This window comes from Streptomyces sp. NBC_01571, from assembly GCF_026339875.1.
Taxonomy (GTDB): Bacteria; Actinomycetota; Actinomycetes; order Streptomycetales; family Streptomycetaceae; genus Streptomyces.
Genome location: NZ_JAPEPZ010000002.1, coordinates 1019312 through 1033123 on the forward strand (window position 1 = coordinate 1019312; position 13812 = coordinate 1033123).

Genomic DNA, 13812 nt, shown 5'->3' on the forward strand with positions numbered 1-13812 from the left:
TGCGCCGACTGTCCGCAGCCAAGGCGAGACCCGGCGGACGGCAGCTTCCTGGAAGCGTGAGCGTAGCCGGAACGTTTCGCCTGCACCCATCCGGGCGACTCCGTGCCTCAAGCGGAGGCGCCTGGATCGCGGAGCCATCGGCACGCGGTGAAGCTGGGATGCGTCCGTCGAACGCATGATCGTCAGGAGGGTGACAGCTGTGTCCCAGGATTCTCTGCCAGCCATTTCCGGACCCCCGCAGTTCGCCCTCCGAGCGCGGAACAAACCCGAGAGCGACACGTGGTTCACCATCGGCCAGGCGTGGGAGTTCCAGGTCGACGGCGGCCCCGCATACCAGCTCCGGGTCACGATGACGCCGGTGAACTGGGACGGCGAGCTGCTCCTGATGCCGATTCCCGGTCAGGAGAAGGACCACGCATACGGACAGGCCTCGGCTGAGGCGGAGGGAAACCGGTGAGCGCTCAGGAAGCAACACAGCCGACGACCCAGACGACGCCTGAGGATGTTGACGGAGTCCTGAACTTTCTGTGGCTTGAGTTGACGAACCGCTGCAATCTGCGGTGCGTCCACTGCTACACGGATTCGCATCCGCTCAGCGGCGACCGGGACGTGCTGACCACTGATGACTACGGATCGGTGATGGGCCATGCCTACGACCTGGGCTGTCGTAAGATCCAGCTGATCGGGGGCGAGCCCCAGCTCCACCCGGCCTTCAACCAGCTCATGCGCCGCAGTGTGGACATCGGCTTCGACTTCGTCGAGGTCTTCACCAACCTCACCACGCTGGACGAGGAGACGCTCGCATTCTCGGCCGAGAAAGGTGTGCACTTCGCGACCTCGGTCTACTCTGACGACCCCGCTGTGCACGATGCCGTTACCACCGTGCGCGGCAGCCACCGACGCACCGTCGCCAACCTCCGCCGGCTCGTCGAGAAGGGGGTGCGGACGCGGGTGGGAGTCATCGCGGTGAAGGGGGACGCCGCAGCCGCGGAACGCACCCGGCAATTCCTGCTCGACCTCGGTGTCGACGGCTCAGTGCGGACGTCCGAGGTGCGGGAGTTCGGCCGGGGGCAGGACCTCCTGGGACAGCCCGCGAGCCTCTCGGGCCTGTGCGGTCACTGCTGGAACGGCAACCTCGCCGTCGCGCCGGACGGAAAGGTCTTCCCGTGCGTCATGGCCCGGGACTGGGCTGTCGGTGACGTTCTGGACCAGACGCTGGAAGAGATCCTGCACGGTGACGAGCTCGCGCAGATCCGCCGCGAGATCTACGACACGGTGTGGCGGGAGAAGACCGCTCCTACACTGTGTCCCCAGTGCTGTGTGCCCGATCTCTCGTGTCCGTGCGATCCGCTGCTGTGTACCCAGTCGTGCGAACCTCTGCCGACAGTCAGGGAATTGTAGCGAGCGGTGCCCGATCATGGGCCTAGCCATGTGCCGAAGGTTCCCTTCTTCGGGCACCAGCCCGTTGTTGAATTCAACGCGTCGAATCTACGCGCCGTCGCCCAACTGGCGCGTGGTTGGGCGACCCCTGTTCGCCGACCACAGCGCGGGCGCTGGGCGCTGCGGTGCGTCAGGTCGCGGTCTTGAGGAAGGCCGTCAAGCTGTCCAGGAGCGTGGTGGTGCCCTGCTCGGCGAGGTCGCGCTCGTCGGCGGTGTCGCAGGTCCGGCTCACCACGACGTGTGTCCGGTGAGCACTCTGCTCGAACTCGACGGTCATGAGTCGAGGACGGCCGCTCCGTCGATGGCGGCCAGCGCCGTGGCGAGCTTTCTGCTCCTGTCGAAGACCGTGCCGGAGACACCACTTGAGAGGGCGAGATGTGAGCCTTTACCCGGTTCGTCGTTGAGTTTGGATGAGGCGCAGTGATCAGTGGTTCGGGGCGTGGTCGATACCAGGTACCGGGCGATGGGACTCAGCGGGCGGGAGCCGGCTCGGACGACGGCCGCCACTTCCGCCTGATCAGCCCGTAGACCCACGAGTCAGAGACCTCGCCGTTGACAACGCAGTCTTCCCGCAACGTCCCCTCACGCACGAAGCCGAGCTTCTCCAGCACGCGGGCAGAAGCTACGTTGCGCGTATCGGCCTCAGCCTGGACGCGATTCAGATCCAGCGTGTCGAATGCCCACTGCAGCAAAGCGCGCGCGGCCTCGGTCGCATAACCGTGGCCCCACACTGCATCGTCGAAGCAGTAGCCCAGCGACGCGCTGCGGAAGTCCGGATTCCACCTGTTCAGGGTGCACCAGCCGATGAACGCCCCGTCGGAGACACGATCCACGGCCAGCCGCGCCCCGGTGCCTTCCTTTTCCATCTCTCGGCAACGGGTGATGAACTTCTCGGCGCGCGCGCGTTCGGTCCACGGTGGATCGTCCCAGTAGCGCAACACGTAGGCGTTGCTCTGCAGCACGAACAGGTCGTTCGCGTCCGCGTCTTCGAAGGCACGCAGTCGCAGGCGAGCAGTGTGTAACGAGGGGGCAGGCAGCGACATACTCATGTTCCATCCCGTGATCGGTGGCCGATCAATCAGACATCCGATGCGGCTCACTCGCAACGGGTTTCCTCGGCGGGCTGGCAGAACGACGTGAGGGGGCCGGTGGTGGGTTTGCCGGGCGGTTACGGTCGCGGCCTGGCGAACAGTCCCGGCTCGGTCTCATCGAGGATTCCGCGCCCGGTCAGGCGCTTCAGTTTGATGCGGACGTTGTTGATGTTGTTCGGCACTAGGTCCAGGTCCATCGCCTCGCACACGTTCCTCGCCCGTAGCGGAGCGTCGGCTTCGGCGAACACGCCCATGATCTGCTGGTAGGCGGGGCCGTCCGGCAGGGCCGGAGTCGGTGTGGCCGGTGCCAAGGGCGTTTTCGTCGGGCAGTTCCAGGAGCGTCTTGCGAGTGATCGTGATGTGCTCGGCGGCCTGGGCGAGTCCGTCCAGCAGCGCGGTCAGCTGCGCGATCTGCTCGTGAGCGGCCTCCGCTTCCACAGCGATCTGCCGCTCGCGGACCTCCAGACGTGCAAGCAGGGCGCCGAGGGTCTGCTGTGGGTCGCCGCTCACGCGCCGCGCCAGGACGGGGTGGAGGTGCCGGTCAGTCGACGGGTCATCACATCGCTTATCGCCCAGTACACCCGGGACTCGGAGCTGGCCGGGCGGTGTTCGTAGTCGCGGACCGCCCTGCGGTGCAGCATCAAGATCCCGTTGGTCTGCTCGACTCTCCAGCGGATCGGCTGCGGGACGAAGCCGTGGTCGGCCGGGTTGCGCTCGACGACCTCAACCGCGATGCCCAGGCCGGCGCCGTGGTCGACCACGGTCTTCTTGAACCCCTGGTCCACCAGCGCCTTCGTCACCGTGGAGGTCCCCGCGGCGACCTTGTCCAGCAACGCGGTACCGAAGGCGTTGTCGTGCACGGAAGCGGCCAGCACCACCACGGCGATCACCAGGCCCAGCACGTCAACGGCCAGCCCCGGCTTGCGGCCCGGCACCTTCTTGGCCGCGTCCCGCCCGGTCGTGGCCGCGGGTACCCCCGCGGCGGCATGCAGACTCTGGGTGTCGAGCACCACCAGGCTCGGTTCGGCTAATCGTCCCCGGCTCTCACGCACCTGCCAGCGCAGCAGGTCATGGATGACCGCGTCGGTGCCGTCGTCGCGCCATTTGCAGAAGTAGTACTTCACCGCGCCGGGCGGTGGCAGGTCGTGGGGCAGGTAGTCCCATTGGCAGCCGGCCCGGGACTGGTACAGGAGCGCGTTGACGATCTCTCGCATCTCGTAGCTGCCCTGGTGGCCGCTGACGGACGGGTGCTTCGCCTTCCATGCAGTGGTCACCGGCTCGATCAGCGCCCAGCGTTCGTCGGATAAGTCGCTCTTGTAGGGCTTGCGGTCGCTCACCCCGTCACTCCAGCACGGCCAAGACCGCCGACCGGCTGGGAGTTCCCACAGTCACACGATCAGGCGATACCGAACCGGACATCAGGTCACGTACGCAAGGCAGGGCCGGCCGAACCCGGCGCGCTGGGACTTCGCACCGGAAGTCCTCCGCCGCGGCCGCCGCCGTGCGCGGCGCCCTGAAGAGGTCCGCACGCGAACAGCAGACCACCACCTGGGCCCGGCTGGAACAGCAACTCGGATCCGCACTCCCCCGCATGACCCTCGCCGACCGGGTGCAGGTCCTGACGCTCGTCGACCAGAGCACTCCGGCCGACCAGGCACTCCTGTCCTCTCTCGTTGCCTCGGGGGACCCCGACATGACCACGTCCTACCGCAAGATCGCCAGCCTTGGGCCTGGAAATGCCCGCGAGCGATGACGAGCTGCGCGATGTCCTTGAAGCCGACGTGCAACAGGTCCATCGCCGCTGGCGCCACCACTGAGGACCTGCGACGAACTCGTGGACACCGAGGCCAGACAGCGTTCGCAGAGCGCCGGGCAGTCTCCATTAGGGTGCTGGCGGAGCCTTGCAACAGGTCAGATGGTGGGCATGACCTGCTACAAAGCCAACCACTCCGGGGCAACGCCGGCGCCCTCCAACTGACACACGACGTCGTACCGCTGCCCGCTGCCGCGCATGTCGCCGGCGAGCCAGAAGGCCTCGATCTCGGTCCAGTCGCCGCGGCTGGCGTCGATGCGAAGTGGGGCGGCGCGTTTGAGACCCGGCTCCTGACTGCCTTCTGACCCGACACGCAGAGGCTGACCCGATAGCTCCCCGAATCCGCCGTTGGCGCACCCGGCGGCTGGCATAGGCGCTTTACTGTTCAGGGTCAGTGGGAGCACCGGACGAGGTCGAGGGAGACGGCGTTGCTGAAGAAGGTTATCGCGGTGAGCACGGCCGCTGTGCTGGCGTGGGGCCTGAGTCCGGCGACGGCGAACGCGGCATCGGCCTACGTGCACTTCAAGAACAAGGCCACGGGCCGCTGCCTGGACTACCGAGCCGACTACGGGCCCTACGCAACCGACTGCAACGGCAGCGGCTACCAAACCTGGCTAATCAACAACGAAGCCTTCCAGCTCTCCGCCATGCGGCAGAACGCGGGCGACCGACTCTGCTTGGTGGCCCGCAACGGTGCGGCCACGATGAAGCCGTGCCTGTCCAGCGACCCGGCAGCCCTGTGGGTCCTAGCCCCCACGACCGTCGAGTTCCAGCTGGTCAACAACGTGACCAAAACCTGTCTCGGCGAAGGGGCGGACGCCAAGCACCTCGTCAAACTCGTCTCGTGCTCAGGCGGCAACTCCCAGCAGTGGGAGATGCAGACCACCTGACTCCTGCAGGCACCGCCAATCGGCCTACCCTTCGAACCCAGACGGCGAGTCGGTGGCAGCCCATTCGAGGCAAGCAGCTACACGAAGCTCGGCGCCCGCGGCCGCCTCTCCGTGCACGACGATCACCGGTAACGCGGGGCGTTCGGGGCTGGTCCTCATGGACGGGTCTCCTTCCGGTGCTTCACCGCAGCTCGACGGTGTAGGAGCCGCCGGAGAATTCCCAACCGTCGGTGCCTTCACCGATGTCGGCGACGATGATGTCGTCGATGAAGCGGTCCTCGAAGTCGTCGTCGCGCAGGTCGCCGGCAAGCCAGAGCACCTCGATGTCGCTCCGGTCCCCGCGGCTCGCGTCGATGCGCAGGGGCGCGGCGCGGCGGGTGCCGCGTTCGCGCTCGTCGGCGCCGGTTTTGACGAGCCCGCTGATCTCGAACTGACCGTCCTTGATGTGGTCGGGGATGGGTCGGCGGGGACGATGGCGACGTTCTCGTACGCGGTGTGGATGAGATCGCGGTAGCTGCGGCGGACGTTGTACTCGGGATCCGACAGCCACTTGATCAGGGTGTCGGGCCGGACGTCGAGGCCGGCACTTTCGAGGGCCTCGTAGCCGCGACGGGTACCGGTGAGCTGTCTCAGCTGGGCGTGCCAGTGCTTGGCGCTATAGGTGGACAGCCGGTGGCGGGGGGTGACCTGGGCGCGCAGGAGGTCGCCCAGGGCGGCGCCCAGGGAGTTGCCACGGCCGGTGGGGCCTGCCATCAGTCGTCACCTTCCGGTATGAACGTGCCGGGCTGGATGAACTTGGCCTTCACCTCGCCGAACCCGGTCCCGATCCGGTACGTGTCGGGCGCCGTCTCGTTGGGGACCCAGAAGATCGCGGCATCCACGTTGCGCAGGGCGATGAGGGTGTGGCCTGCCTGAACTGCCTTGAAGGCGACGGTCCAGTGACGGACGGAGGCTTCGGCGACCATGCTCATGCGCCAGTCCGGCCGCCAGAACGGGGAGCGCGAGTCGGGCCGCTTGGGCCACAGCAGACGCAGCGCGATCGACAGCCGGGTCTTGTAGTTCTTGTACGGCTCGCCGCCGACTTTGATCAGGTCGGTGCGGGCGGCCCTGGCCGCTTCGTAGAACGGTTTGAACAGCGACTCGTTGATCTTGCCCGTCCACGAGTCGTGGATGACGACCGGTTCGGCGAGGTGGCCGTCGCGGTAGAGGCGTTCGAGGTGCTTGATGTGCGGGGTGGTCACCCACTCCCGTCCCTGCTCGTCGGGCCGCTCGATGATCCGAAGGCTGGGGTCCCGGCGCCCACTGGCTGCTGGCCACAGTTTCAGCCCGGTCTCGTAACGCTCTGGCGAGGCCGGGCTGACCACTTCTCGGCGCTGCCGGGACTGGCCAGGCTCGCGGGAGAGCGGGGGAACGGAGGAGTGGCCCGACGGCGCCGGACCCCTCTTCACACGGTGGGATTCAACCCGAGGCTCCCGAAGGCCTGGGACATCCGCTCCCCGATGTTCGTGTCAGCCGCGGACGATGTTCTCGGCCTGGGGACCCTTCTGGCCCTGGCCCAAGTCGAACGTGACCGTCTCGCCCTCGACGAGTTCCCGGTAGCCGTTGCCGGAGATGTTGGAGTAGTGGGCGAAGACGTCCGGTCCGCCGCCGTCCTGCTCGATGAAGCCGAAGCCCTTTTCGGCGTTGAACCACTTCACGGTGCCGCTGGCCATACTGATGTCCTTCAAATCCTGCTGGAATTCCCGGCCCGTCTGGGTGCTGGCCCGTCCGCGAGCGGACCGGGCCCGGCATCCGTTCTACCCCGCGACGGCTCAAGTACCCGGCTTTGCACGCGGCGTAGCGTGCCGCGTCCTCGCCTGGCGCCTGCGCCGATCCGTGCTCCCGGTGCCCGGCAGGGCGACGGGAGGAGGGGGTCACTTGCCCTTGGCGGCTTCCTTGAGCTTGGAACCGGCGGACACCTTGACGCTGTATCCGGCCGGGATCTCCAGCGGCTCGCCGGTCTGCGGGTTGCGCGCGGTACGCGCGGCGCGGTGCGTGCGCTCGAAGCTGAGGAAGCCCGGGATCGTCACCTTTTCATATCCTTTGGCCACGACATCACCGACGCTCTCGGCGAGGGCGGTCAGCACCGCATCGGCGTCCTTGCGGGTCACCTGGGCGCGCTCCGCCAGCGCAGTCACCAGTTCGCTCCGGATTCATTGCTTTGCTCCATATTCCTGAATGGTCCCGTTCCGCGGCGTGCAGGCGGGACGAGCCAACCATGCTGCCATCGGGCACTGACAGTGCGACGCCCGGCGCGGTCTCTCCCCCGGGTGTTCAGCGGCACCCGATGAACCCGAGCCCGTCCCCGGTACCCTCTGATCCGCACCACCCGCGAGCGCTACGAGCCCTCGTCGGAGGACTCGATCCCACGGCCTTCTGCCATCTCCCGAAGACGTTCAACGACTGCTCGGCAGTCCGGGATCGCGCGATGGCCGCTGCCGGGCAGGGGCTGCCAGGTGTAGTTGCCCCAGTAGTCGGACCAGTCCCCGCACCAGTCCGAGTAAGGAATCATGGCGTCTTCGCAGCGGATCGCAGCCAGCCATGCGGTTGCGGCATCACGCGGGGCGGGATGCCCGGTGCGCCGGTAGTGGAGCTGGAGTTCGTGACGGAGTCGGGCGGCGTCGTACGCCTTGTTGTAGATCAACACCCGCTTGCCAGCCAGGACGGTGGTGAGGTCGTTGAACACGTCGCTGAAGGTAGGGGCCCCGCGGACATCGTCGTCGGTCAGACCGTGCACATCCGTGGCTGATGCCGGCACCGGCTCGCCCGGGTCCAGCAGCCGGTCCATCAGGGTTGTCTCCGTGATGCTGAGGACGCCGAGGTCGATGATGCGGGCCGCGTCGTGCAAGCCGGTCGTCTCCGTGTCGAGGACGACGGTGTCCGGATCCGCGAGAACGGTGCCGGCCCACCTCTCGAGCCCGGCGACCTGATCACGTCGCGCCTGCTGCGCCTGCGCTACCAGCGCCGCAGTCCGCTGGCGGGCTTCCTCACGTTCGCGGTCATCGCGCTCCTTGCAGGGCGGGCACCAGCGTGGCGTGAACCAGGTCCCGGCGGCCTGCACGGCGGCGATCTCCTCGTCAGTCGCCGTCACCACCTGGCAGTCCCGCCCGAGACAGGTACGCCGCGCGACGGCGGCCCGCTCTTCCTCGAACTGCCTTCGCAGCCGCCACAGCATCCAGCACGGCAGACACCGGGGCTCCTGACCTTTCGGGAGCGCGGTGCCCGAGACACGGCGGCAGGTCCAACACGTGCGGGCCTGCAACGCCAGGCGTTCCTCCTGCGTCTGCACGATGCACGCGTGGCACTGTCCATGCACGACGTACCGGCGGACCTGCCCGCACTTCGGACAGGTCCGGCGCGCTGTCATCGCCGCCTGCTGCTTTGCCGAGAGCGTCCGCATCGGGGCCGCGGCGGCCGGGTCGAAGAGGGGGAACTCACCCCATCCATGGCCGCGCCGGTAGACCCGCACCAACGCGACCGGCTGCTGACCGTCGGCGGGCTTGAGGCGTTCCGCCTTGAGTTCCGTGGTCGTACTGTCCGTGAAGATCTTCCGGCACCCGGCGGCGGTGAGTGCGTCGAGCTGCCGCTCCAGGGGTACGGCGGGCTTGGTGCGGGCGATCGCGGTCGTCTGCAAGCGCCGCGCGACGGCGGCGAAGCCCAGGGCTGCGTTCACGGGGCTTCGCGGGCATATTGGCAGGGGCGCAGGGCCGGTCTCGTTGATCGTGCCGCGGCAGAGACCACCGCGGCACGATCAAGGGCTGGCGGACTGTGGTGTCAGCGGCTGAAGACGCGTTCGGCCTTGTTGCGGTCGGTGGTGTGCAGTTCCCAGTAGACCGGGGAGATCTCCTCGGGCTGAGCCGTCGGGAAATCGGGGATGACCGACATACCGATGGAGACGTTGATGCCGATGTGGGCAGCCTGGATGCCGCTGCCGGCCAGCTCCTTGTGCAGGTTGATCGCCCAGTTGCGTAGGGCCGCGGCAGCGGCGTTGACGTTGCCGACCTGAGGAACGGGGTCGATGGATCCGGCGCCGGTGGTGTACAGCAAAGTGCCGGCGCCGGCCTCGCGCATCGCGGGCAGCACTGCCCGGGTGGCGACGATGGCCCCGAAGAGCTGGAAGTCCATCTCGTGCTGCACGTCTGCGGGTTCGGTCGCACTCGGGGTGGTGAGGGCGGTGGAGTCAATGCCGCCGACCGGCGAGTACTCCAGGACCTCGATGCCTCCGAAACGCACGGCGGCGTCCTGCAGTGCGCGGGTGAGGGCGGTGCGGTCGAGGACGTCAGCGGGGAAGGCGGCGGCAGTGATGCCGTCGGCAGCCAGCTTGCCAGTCAGGTTGTCGAGCTTGGCGCGGTTGCGGGAGATCAGGGCGACGTTGTGGCCGTGGGAGCCGAAGGTGCGGGCGATGGCCAGCCCCAGCTGGGGGCCGGCGCCGACGATGGCGATGGTGGGCACGGGAAACCTTCCATTGAGTAGAGGTGGATAGGGCTATCCATTTCCTCATCCGGAAAGCCCTATCCGTTTTCTGGTTCGAGCGTAGCACGGGAATCGGATAGGGCTTTCCGGTTTGCTAGTCTGGTCCGCATGCACCCCCAAGATCAGCACACCGGCAGCGCTGGCAACACGGCCGAGTCCGCTGCTCAACCCCTGCGCAGCGATGCGGAGCGCAATCGGGCGCGGATCATCGCCGCCGCGCGCACGGTGTTCGGCCGTGACGGGCTGAGCGCGTCGATGGCCTCGGTCGCACGGGAGGCCGGGGTGGGGATCGCCACGATGTTTCGCCGCTTCCCCACCAAGGAGGAACTGGTCGCGGCCGTCTTCGCGGACCGGATGGACGCCTATGTGCGAGCCACCGCCGAGGCACTGGCCAACCCCGACCCGTGGCGCGGCTTCAGCGGCTACATCGAGACCGTCTGCGCGATGCAGGCGGCCGACCGAGGCTTCGCCGATGTCCTGACGATGAGCCTGCCCGGGGCCGAGGCCCTGGAGGCGTGTCGCGCCGAGGCGTACCAGGGCTTCCTGGAGCTCATCGCCCGTGCCAAGGACAGCGGACACCTGCGTGAGGACTTCACCAGCAGGGACCTGGTCCTGCTGCTGATGGCCAATGCCGGCGTTCTGAGCGCCACCGGTGAGGATGCGCCCGATGCCTGGCGCCGTCTGGTCGCATGGATGATCCAGTCCTTCAAAGCGCCCGCCCGCGGCCCGCTGCCAGACCCGCCGGAGGACGCCGCCCTGTATCAGGCCATGCGCCGCGCCAGCCTGGGCCTCACCTCAACCGAAACTGGAAAGGGGCACTGACCCCCGGTCGGCGGTCAGTCGAGCCGAACCCCCGTGCGCTCCTCCAGGGCGTGCAGGAGCCAATCCTGGAACTCGGGGTCGCGCGCGGCGGGGTGCGGGTCCTGGGTGCGCTGGTGGTACCAGTAGCCGCCGGTGGGCGGCATGATGTCGTCGTGGGTGGCCAGCCAGACCTGGGTCTGGTGGCCGGCGGCGAGGTCGTCGGTCGCGCCGGGGCCGCCCATCCGGGTGGGCACCCAACCCGGATCGACGGCCTGGGCGGCCGTCCCCTCCCACCGGGAGGCGACAGCCATGGCCAAGGCGGTCACCCACAGCTTGCTGTCGCTGTAGGAGGCCGTGCCGTCCGCCAACCGCGCAAGGCTGGTGGAACCGCCCCGATGCATGGAGCTGCTCAGGTAGATGAGTCGGGACGGCTTGTTAATCAGGGCCGTCAGTAGGTAGGGCGCAATCATGTTGACGGTGGCCGCTACGGGGGTGTGCATGGTGCCGGCATTGTGGATGACCGCGTCGAAGCGGCCGAACGCGGCGGCCTGCCGGGCGAGGCCGGGGACCTTGCCCATCTCGGCCAGATCCCCAGTCACCACGCCCGCCCACTGGCCTCCTCCCGCCGGCGCGGTGACGCGTGCCGGGGTGCGGGCGTGGACGACCACGTCGTGCCCCTCCCCGACCAGCGCGGTCGCCGTCGCGTAACCGAGCCCGCTGGAGGCTCCCGTCACCAAGATCAGGGCCATGTGGTCCGGTTCTCCTTGCGTGCGTCGGGGTGGAGGGCGCGAGCGGGGCTGTCGGCCCGGTGCTCAGAGGGTAAGCAGGACCTTGGTCGCGCGGCGCTCGTCCATCGCCTTGTAGCCCTCCGGGGCTTGCTCCAGGGGGAGGGTGAGGTCGAAGACCTTGCCGGGATCGATCTTCTTGTCCCAGATGAGCTGGATCAGCTCAGGGAGGAAGCGGCGCACGGGGGCGGGGCCGCCTTGGGTGTGGATGCCGGCGAAGAACAGCTCGATGCCGGGAATCTGGACGTCGTAGTTGACGCCCACGTAGCCCAGGTGGCCGCCGCCGCGGGTGGCGCCGACGGCCTGCATGAACGATTCCTGGGTGCCGACCGCCTCGACGACTGAGTGGGCGCCGAGACCGCCGGTGAGTTCCTTGATCTTGGCGACGCCCTCGTCGCCGCGCTCTTCGACGATGTCGGTGGCGCCGTAGTAGCGGGCCAGCTTCTGCCGCTCGGGGTGGCGGGACATTGCGATGATGCGCTCGGCGCCGAGGTGCTTGGCGGCCAGGATCGCCATGAGGCCGACCGCGCCGTCGCCGACGACTGCGACGGTCTTGCCGGGCCCGGCCTCGGCGGCTACGGCGGCGTACCAGCCGGTGCCCAGGACGTCGGACGCGGCGAGCAGGGCGGGGATCAGCTCGGGGTCGGGCTGTCCGGGGGTGGCGACCAGGGTGCCGTCGGCCAGCGGGATGCGGGCCTTCTCGGCCTGGGTGCCGATGCCACCGTGGACGAACTCGGCGTGCACGCACTTGGACTGGAAGCCGGCCTGGCAGATCTCGCAGGTGTTGTCGGAAATGACGAACGAGCCGACGACGAAGTCTCCGGGCTTGACGGTCTTCACCGCGTCACCGACCTCTTCGACCACGCCCACGTACTCGTGGCCCATGAGCGTGTGGTCGGCGGCTTCGACGGCGCGGTACGGCCACAGGTCCGAGCCGCAGATGCAGGTCGCGGTCAGCTTCACGATCGCGTCGGTGTGCTCGATGATCTTCGGATCCTCGCGCTCCTCCACGCGGACGTCGCCGGCGGTGTACATCACTACTCCACGCATCGTGGATCTCCTTGCTTTCATCGTGCGGGCACCTGAAGGCACCGGTCCGTGTTCAGGAAGGCACGGCGCTGCCGCGGCTTCCTCGGTTCGGAGAGCTCATGCGGTCGAGCCCGCTCAAAGAGCCGAAGTGTCCGGTCCCGGGTCCGGCACCACCACCGCCGAGCGACGGCGCTGCGTGAGTGCGATGGCGATCGTGGGGATCAGCGTGAGAGCCGCGATGGCGGTGCCAACGGCGGCGGGACCGGTGGCTCGCAAGGATGACTCCAGAGCGAGGCCCGCGATCCAGGAGCCGGCGGCGGTGCCGAGATTGAATGCCGAGACGGTGAGGGCGGACCCCAGGGTGGGGGCCCGGCCTGCGAAGCGGACGCCGAGGGAGATCAGTACCGGGTTGGCGCCGAGTCCGAACAGCCCCAGCAGGGCGACCAGTACGATCGTGGGCGCGGCGGACCGGGACAGCAGGCACAGCGCCAGGAGCAGGATCGGGGTTGTCGCAGCGGCAGCGATGGTCGTCGTGTGCGGACGGTGGTCTCCCAGGCGGCCGCCCACGAGGAAGCCCGCCAGGGCACCGCCGCCGAATCCGACCAGGACCAGCGGCACGAGGCCGGAGGCCAGCCCCGCCCGGTCGGTCAGCAGCGGCGAAATGTAGGAGTACGTCGCCAGCACGCCGCCCGTCGTGGTCGCGCAGGCCACGAGGACCAGCCACATCCGGCCCGAGCGCAGAGCGGACAGTTCGGAGCGGATCGACACCGCCGCGTGACTCACTTCGTCGTGCGGGACGTGGCGGGCGATGAGCACCATGGCGGCTGCCCCCAGGGCCGCGAGCGCCCAGAACGGGCCCCGCCAGCCCATGACCTGTCCGGCGAAAGCACCCAGCGGCACGCCGACGACGTTGGCGAGCATCGCGCCGGCGCCCACGACGCCCAGGGCGCGAGAACTCGAGACGGGGCCTGCAGCACGGGCGGCTACCACGTTGGCCACCGCCCAGAACGCGCCGGTCGCCAACGCGGTCAGGAACCGCGCGAGCAGCAACAGCGAGAAGCTGGCGCCGACGGCGACGATGACGTGCCCGGCCCCGAAGACCCCCAGCGCCAGGATCAGCGTCAGCCTCCGGGGAAGCCGCAACGTCAGCATCGCCATCAGCGGCGCACCGACGATCATCCCAACCGCGAAGACAGTGATCAACAGACCGGCCTGGGCCACGCTGACCTGCACGTCACCGGCAATCTCCGGCAACAGGCCCGCAACCACGAACTCGGTCGTGCCCATCAAGAACGTGCCCAGCGCCAGGACGTGGACGACGAGCGGAAGCCGGGCGGGCAGCTGCCCAGGGCCAGTGCCCTGCAGGGCGTCGGGGGCGTGGAGGGTGTCTCCTCGCGTCGTCATGCTTCATCTCCGCAGCAGGTCGAAATCAGGGGCGCATCCCACGAAAC

The 13812-nt window shown here is 68.4% G+C and carries 18 protein-coding genes; 5 read left to right on the forward strand and 13 right to left on the reverse strand.

What is annotated here, in order from left to right; genetic code table 11:
• Positions 1-199 precede the first annotated feature (199 nt).
• The gene (locus OHB41_RS47820) at positions 200-457 is read left to right on the forward strand and encodes a hypothetical protein (protein ID WP_168532041.1); all 258 of its coding nucleotides are present in this window, start codon (positions 200-202) and stop codon (positions 455-457) included.
• Positions 454-1401, forward strand: a complete 948-nt coding sequence (locus OHB41_RS47825) for a radical SAM/SPASM domain-containing protein (protein WP_266708265.1) — start codon at positions 454-456, stop codon at positions 1399-1401. The genes OHB41_RS47820 and OHB41_RS47825 overlap by 4 nt, the downstream gene beginning before the upstream one ends.
• Positions 1402-1570: 169 nt before the next feature.
• Here the strand turns inward: OHB41_RS47825 and OHB41_RS47830 are convergent, their stop codons facing one another.
• The 4 genes from OHB41_RS47830 to OHB41_RS47845 form a co-directional block, all read right to left on the reverse strand.
• Positions 1571-1717 (reverse strand): hypothetical protein, encoded by a 147-nt coding sequence (locus OHB41_RS47830; protein ID WP_266708267.1) that lies wholly within the window; start codon positions 1715-1717, stop codon positions 1571-1573.
• Positions 1718-1910: 193 nt separating this feature from the next.
• The gene (locus OHB41_RS47835) at positions 1911-2483 is read right to left on the reverse strand and encodes a GNAT family N-acetyltransferase (RefSeq protein WP_266708407.1); all 573 of its coding nucleotides are present in this window, start codon (positions 2481-2483) and stop codon (positions 1911-1913) included.
• 125 nt (positions 2484-2608) lie between these two features.
• Positions 2609-2842, reverse strand: coding sequence for a hypothetical protein (locus tag OHB41_RS47840; protein WP_266708269.1), 234 nt, complete (start codon positions 2840-2842; stop codon positions 2609-2611).
• A gap of 195 nt (positions 2843-3037) precedes the next feature.
• A complete protein-coding gene (locus OHB41_RS47845; protein ID WP_266708271.1) occupies positions 3038-3868 on the reverse strand; it encodes an IS5 family transposase in 831 nt (276 codons plus the stop codon).
• A 164-nt stretch (positions 3869-4032) separates the two neighbouring features.
• On the opposite strand from OHB41_RS47845, the gene OHB41_RS47850 reads away from it, so the two are divergent.
• Positions 4033-4284: a hypothetical protein gene (locus OHB41_RS47850; RefSeq protein ID WP_266708273.1), complete on the forward strand. Its 252-nt coding sequence runs from the start codon at positions 4033-4035 to the stop codon at positions 4282-4284.
• A gap of 488 nt (positions 4285-4772) precedes the next feature.
• Complete coding sequence (locus OHB41_RS47855) at positions 4773-5234, forward strand: RICIN domain-containing protein (protein ID WP_266708275.1); 462 nt, start codon at positions 4773-4775, stop codon at positions 5232-5234.
• Between the two features lie 181 nt (positions 5235-5415).
• Here the strand turns inward: OHB41_RS47855 and OHB41_RS47860 are convergent, their stop codons facing one another.
• From OHB41_RS47860 to OHB41_RS47885, 6 genes are all read right to left on the reverse strand, one after another.
• Positions 5416-5784, reverse strand: coding sequence for a hypothetical protein (locus OHB41_RS47860; protein WP_266708277.1), 369 nt, complete (start codon positions 5782-5784; stop codon positions 5416-5418).
• A 202-nt stretch (positions 5785-5986) separates the two neighbouring features.
• Complete coding sequence (locus tag OHB41_RS47865) at positions 5987-6475, reverse strand: hypothetical protein (RefSeq protein ID WP_266708279.1); 489 nt, start codon at positions 6473-6475, stop codon at positions 5987-5989.
• 267 nt (positions 6476-6742) lie between these two features.
• Positions 6743-6946 carry a cold-shock protein gene (locus OHB41_RS47870; protein ID WP_266708281.1) on the reverse strand — a complete coding sequence of 68 codons (204 nt, stop codon included), beginning with the start codon at positions 6944-6946 and terminating at the stop codon, positions 6743-6745.
• 201 nt (positions 6947-7147) lie between these two features.
• Entirely contained in the window at positions 7148-7426 is a 279-nt protein-coding gene (locus OHB41_RS47875; RefSeq protein WP_266708409.1) for an HU family DNA-binding protein, read from the reverse strand.
• A 185-nt stretch (positions 7427-7611) separates the two neighbouring features.
• Positions 7612-8946, reverse strand: coding sequence for a 3'-5' exonuclease (locus OHB41_RS47880; protein ID WP_266708283.1), 1335 nt, complete (start codon positions 8944-8946; stop codon positions 7612-7614).
• Positions 8947-9047: 101 nt separating this feature from the next.
• Positions 9048-9725 carry an SDR family NAD(P)-dependent oxidoreductase gene (locus OHB41_RS47885; protein ID WP_266708285.1) on the reverse strand — a complete coding sequence of 226 codons (678 nt, stop codon included), beginning with the start codon at positions 9723-9725 and terminating at the stop codon, positions 9048-9050.
• Positions 9726-9854: 129 nt separating this feature from the next.
• Between OHB41_RS47885 and OHB41_RS47890 the strand changes: the two genes are divergently transcribed.
• On the forward strand, positions 9855-10568 hold the full coding sequence (locus tag OHB41_RS47890) for a TetR/AcrR family transcriptional regulator (RefSeq protein ID WP_266708287.1): 714 nt from the start codon (positions 9855-9857) through the stop codon (positions 10566-10568).
• Between the two features lie 14 nt (positions 10569-10582).
• Here OHB41_RS47890 and OHB41_RS47895 read toward each other — a convergent pair whose 3' ends face one another.
• From OHB41_RS47895 to OHB41_RS47905, 3 genes are all read right to left on the reverse strand, one after another.
• Positions 10583-11296 (reverse strand): SDR family NAD(P)-dependent oxidoreductase, encoded by a 714-nt coding sequence (locus OHB41_RS47895; protein WP_266708289.1) that lies wholly within the window; start codon positions 11294-11296, stop codon positions 10583-10585.
• 63 nt (positions 11297-11359) lie between these two features.
• The gene (locus tag OHB41_RS47900) at positions 11360-12382 is read right to left on the reverse strand and encodes a zinc-dependent alcohol dehydrogenase family protein (RefSeq protein WP_266708291.1); all 1023 of its coding nucleotides are present in this window, start codon (positions 12380-12382) and stop codon (positions 11360-11362) included.
• Between the two features lie 114 nt (positions 12383-12496).
• On the reverse strand, positions 12497-13765 hold the full coding sequence (locus tag OHB41_RS47905; RefSeq protein ID WP_266708293.1) for an MFS transporter: 1269 nt from the start codon (positions 13763-13765) through the stop codon (positions 12497-12499).
• Positions 13766-13812 lie beyond the last annotated feature (47 nt).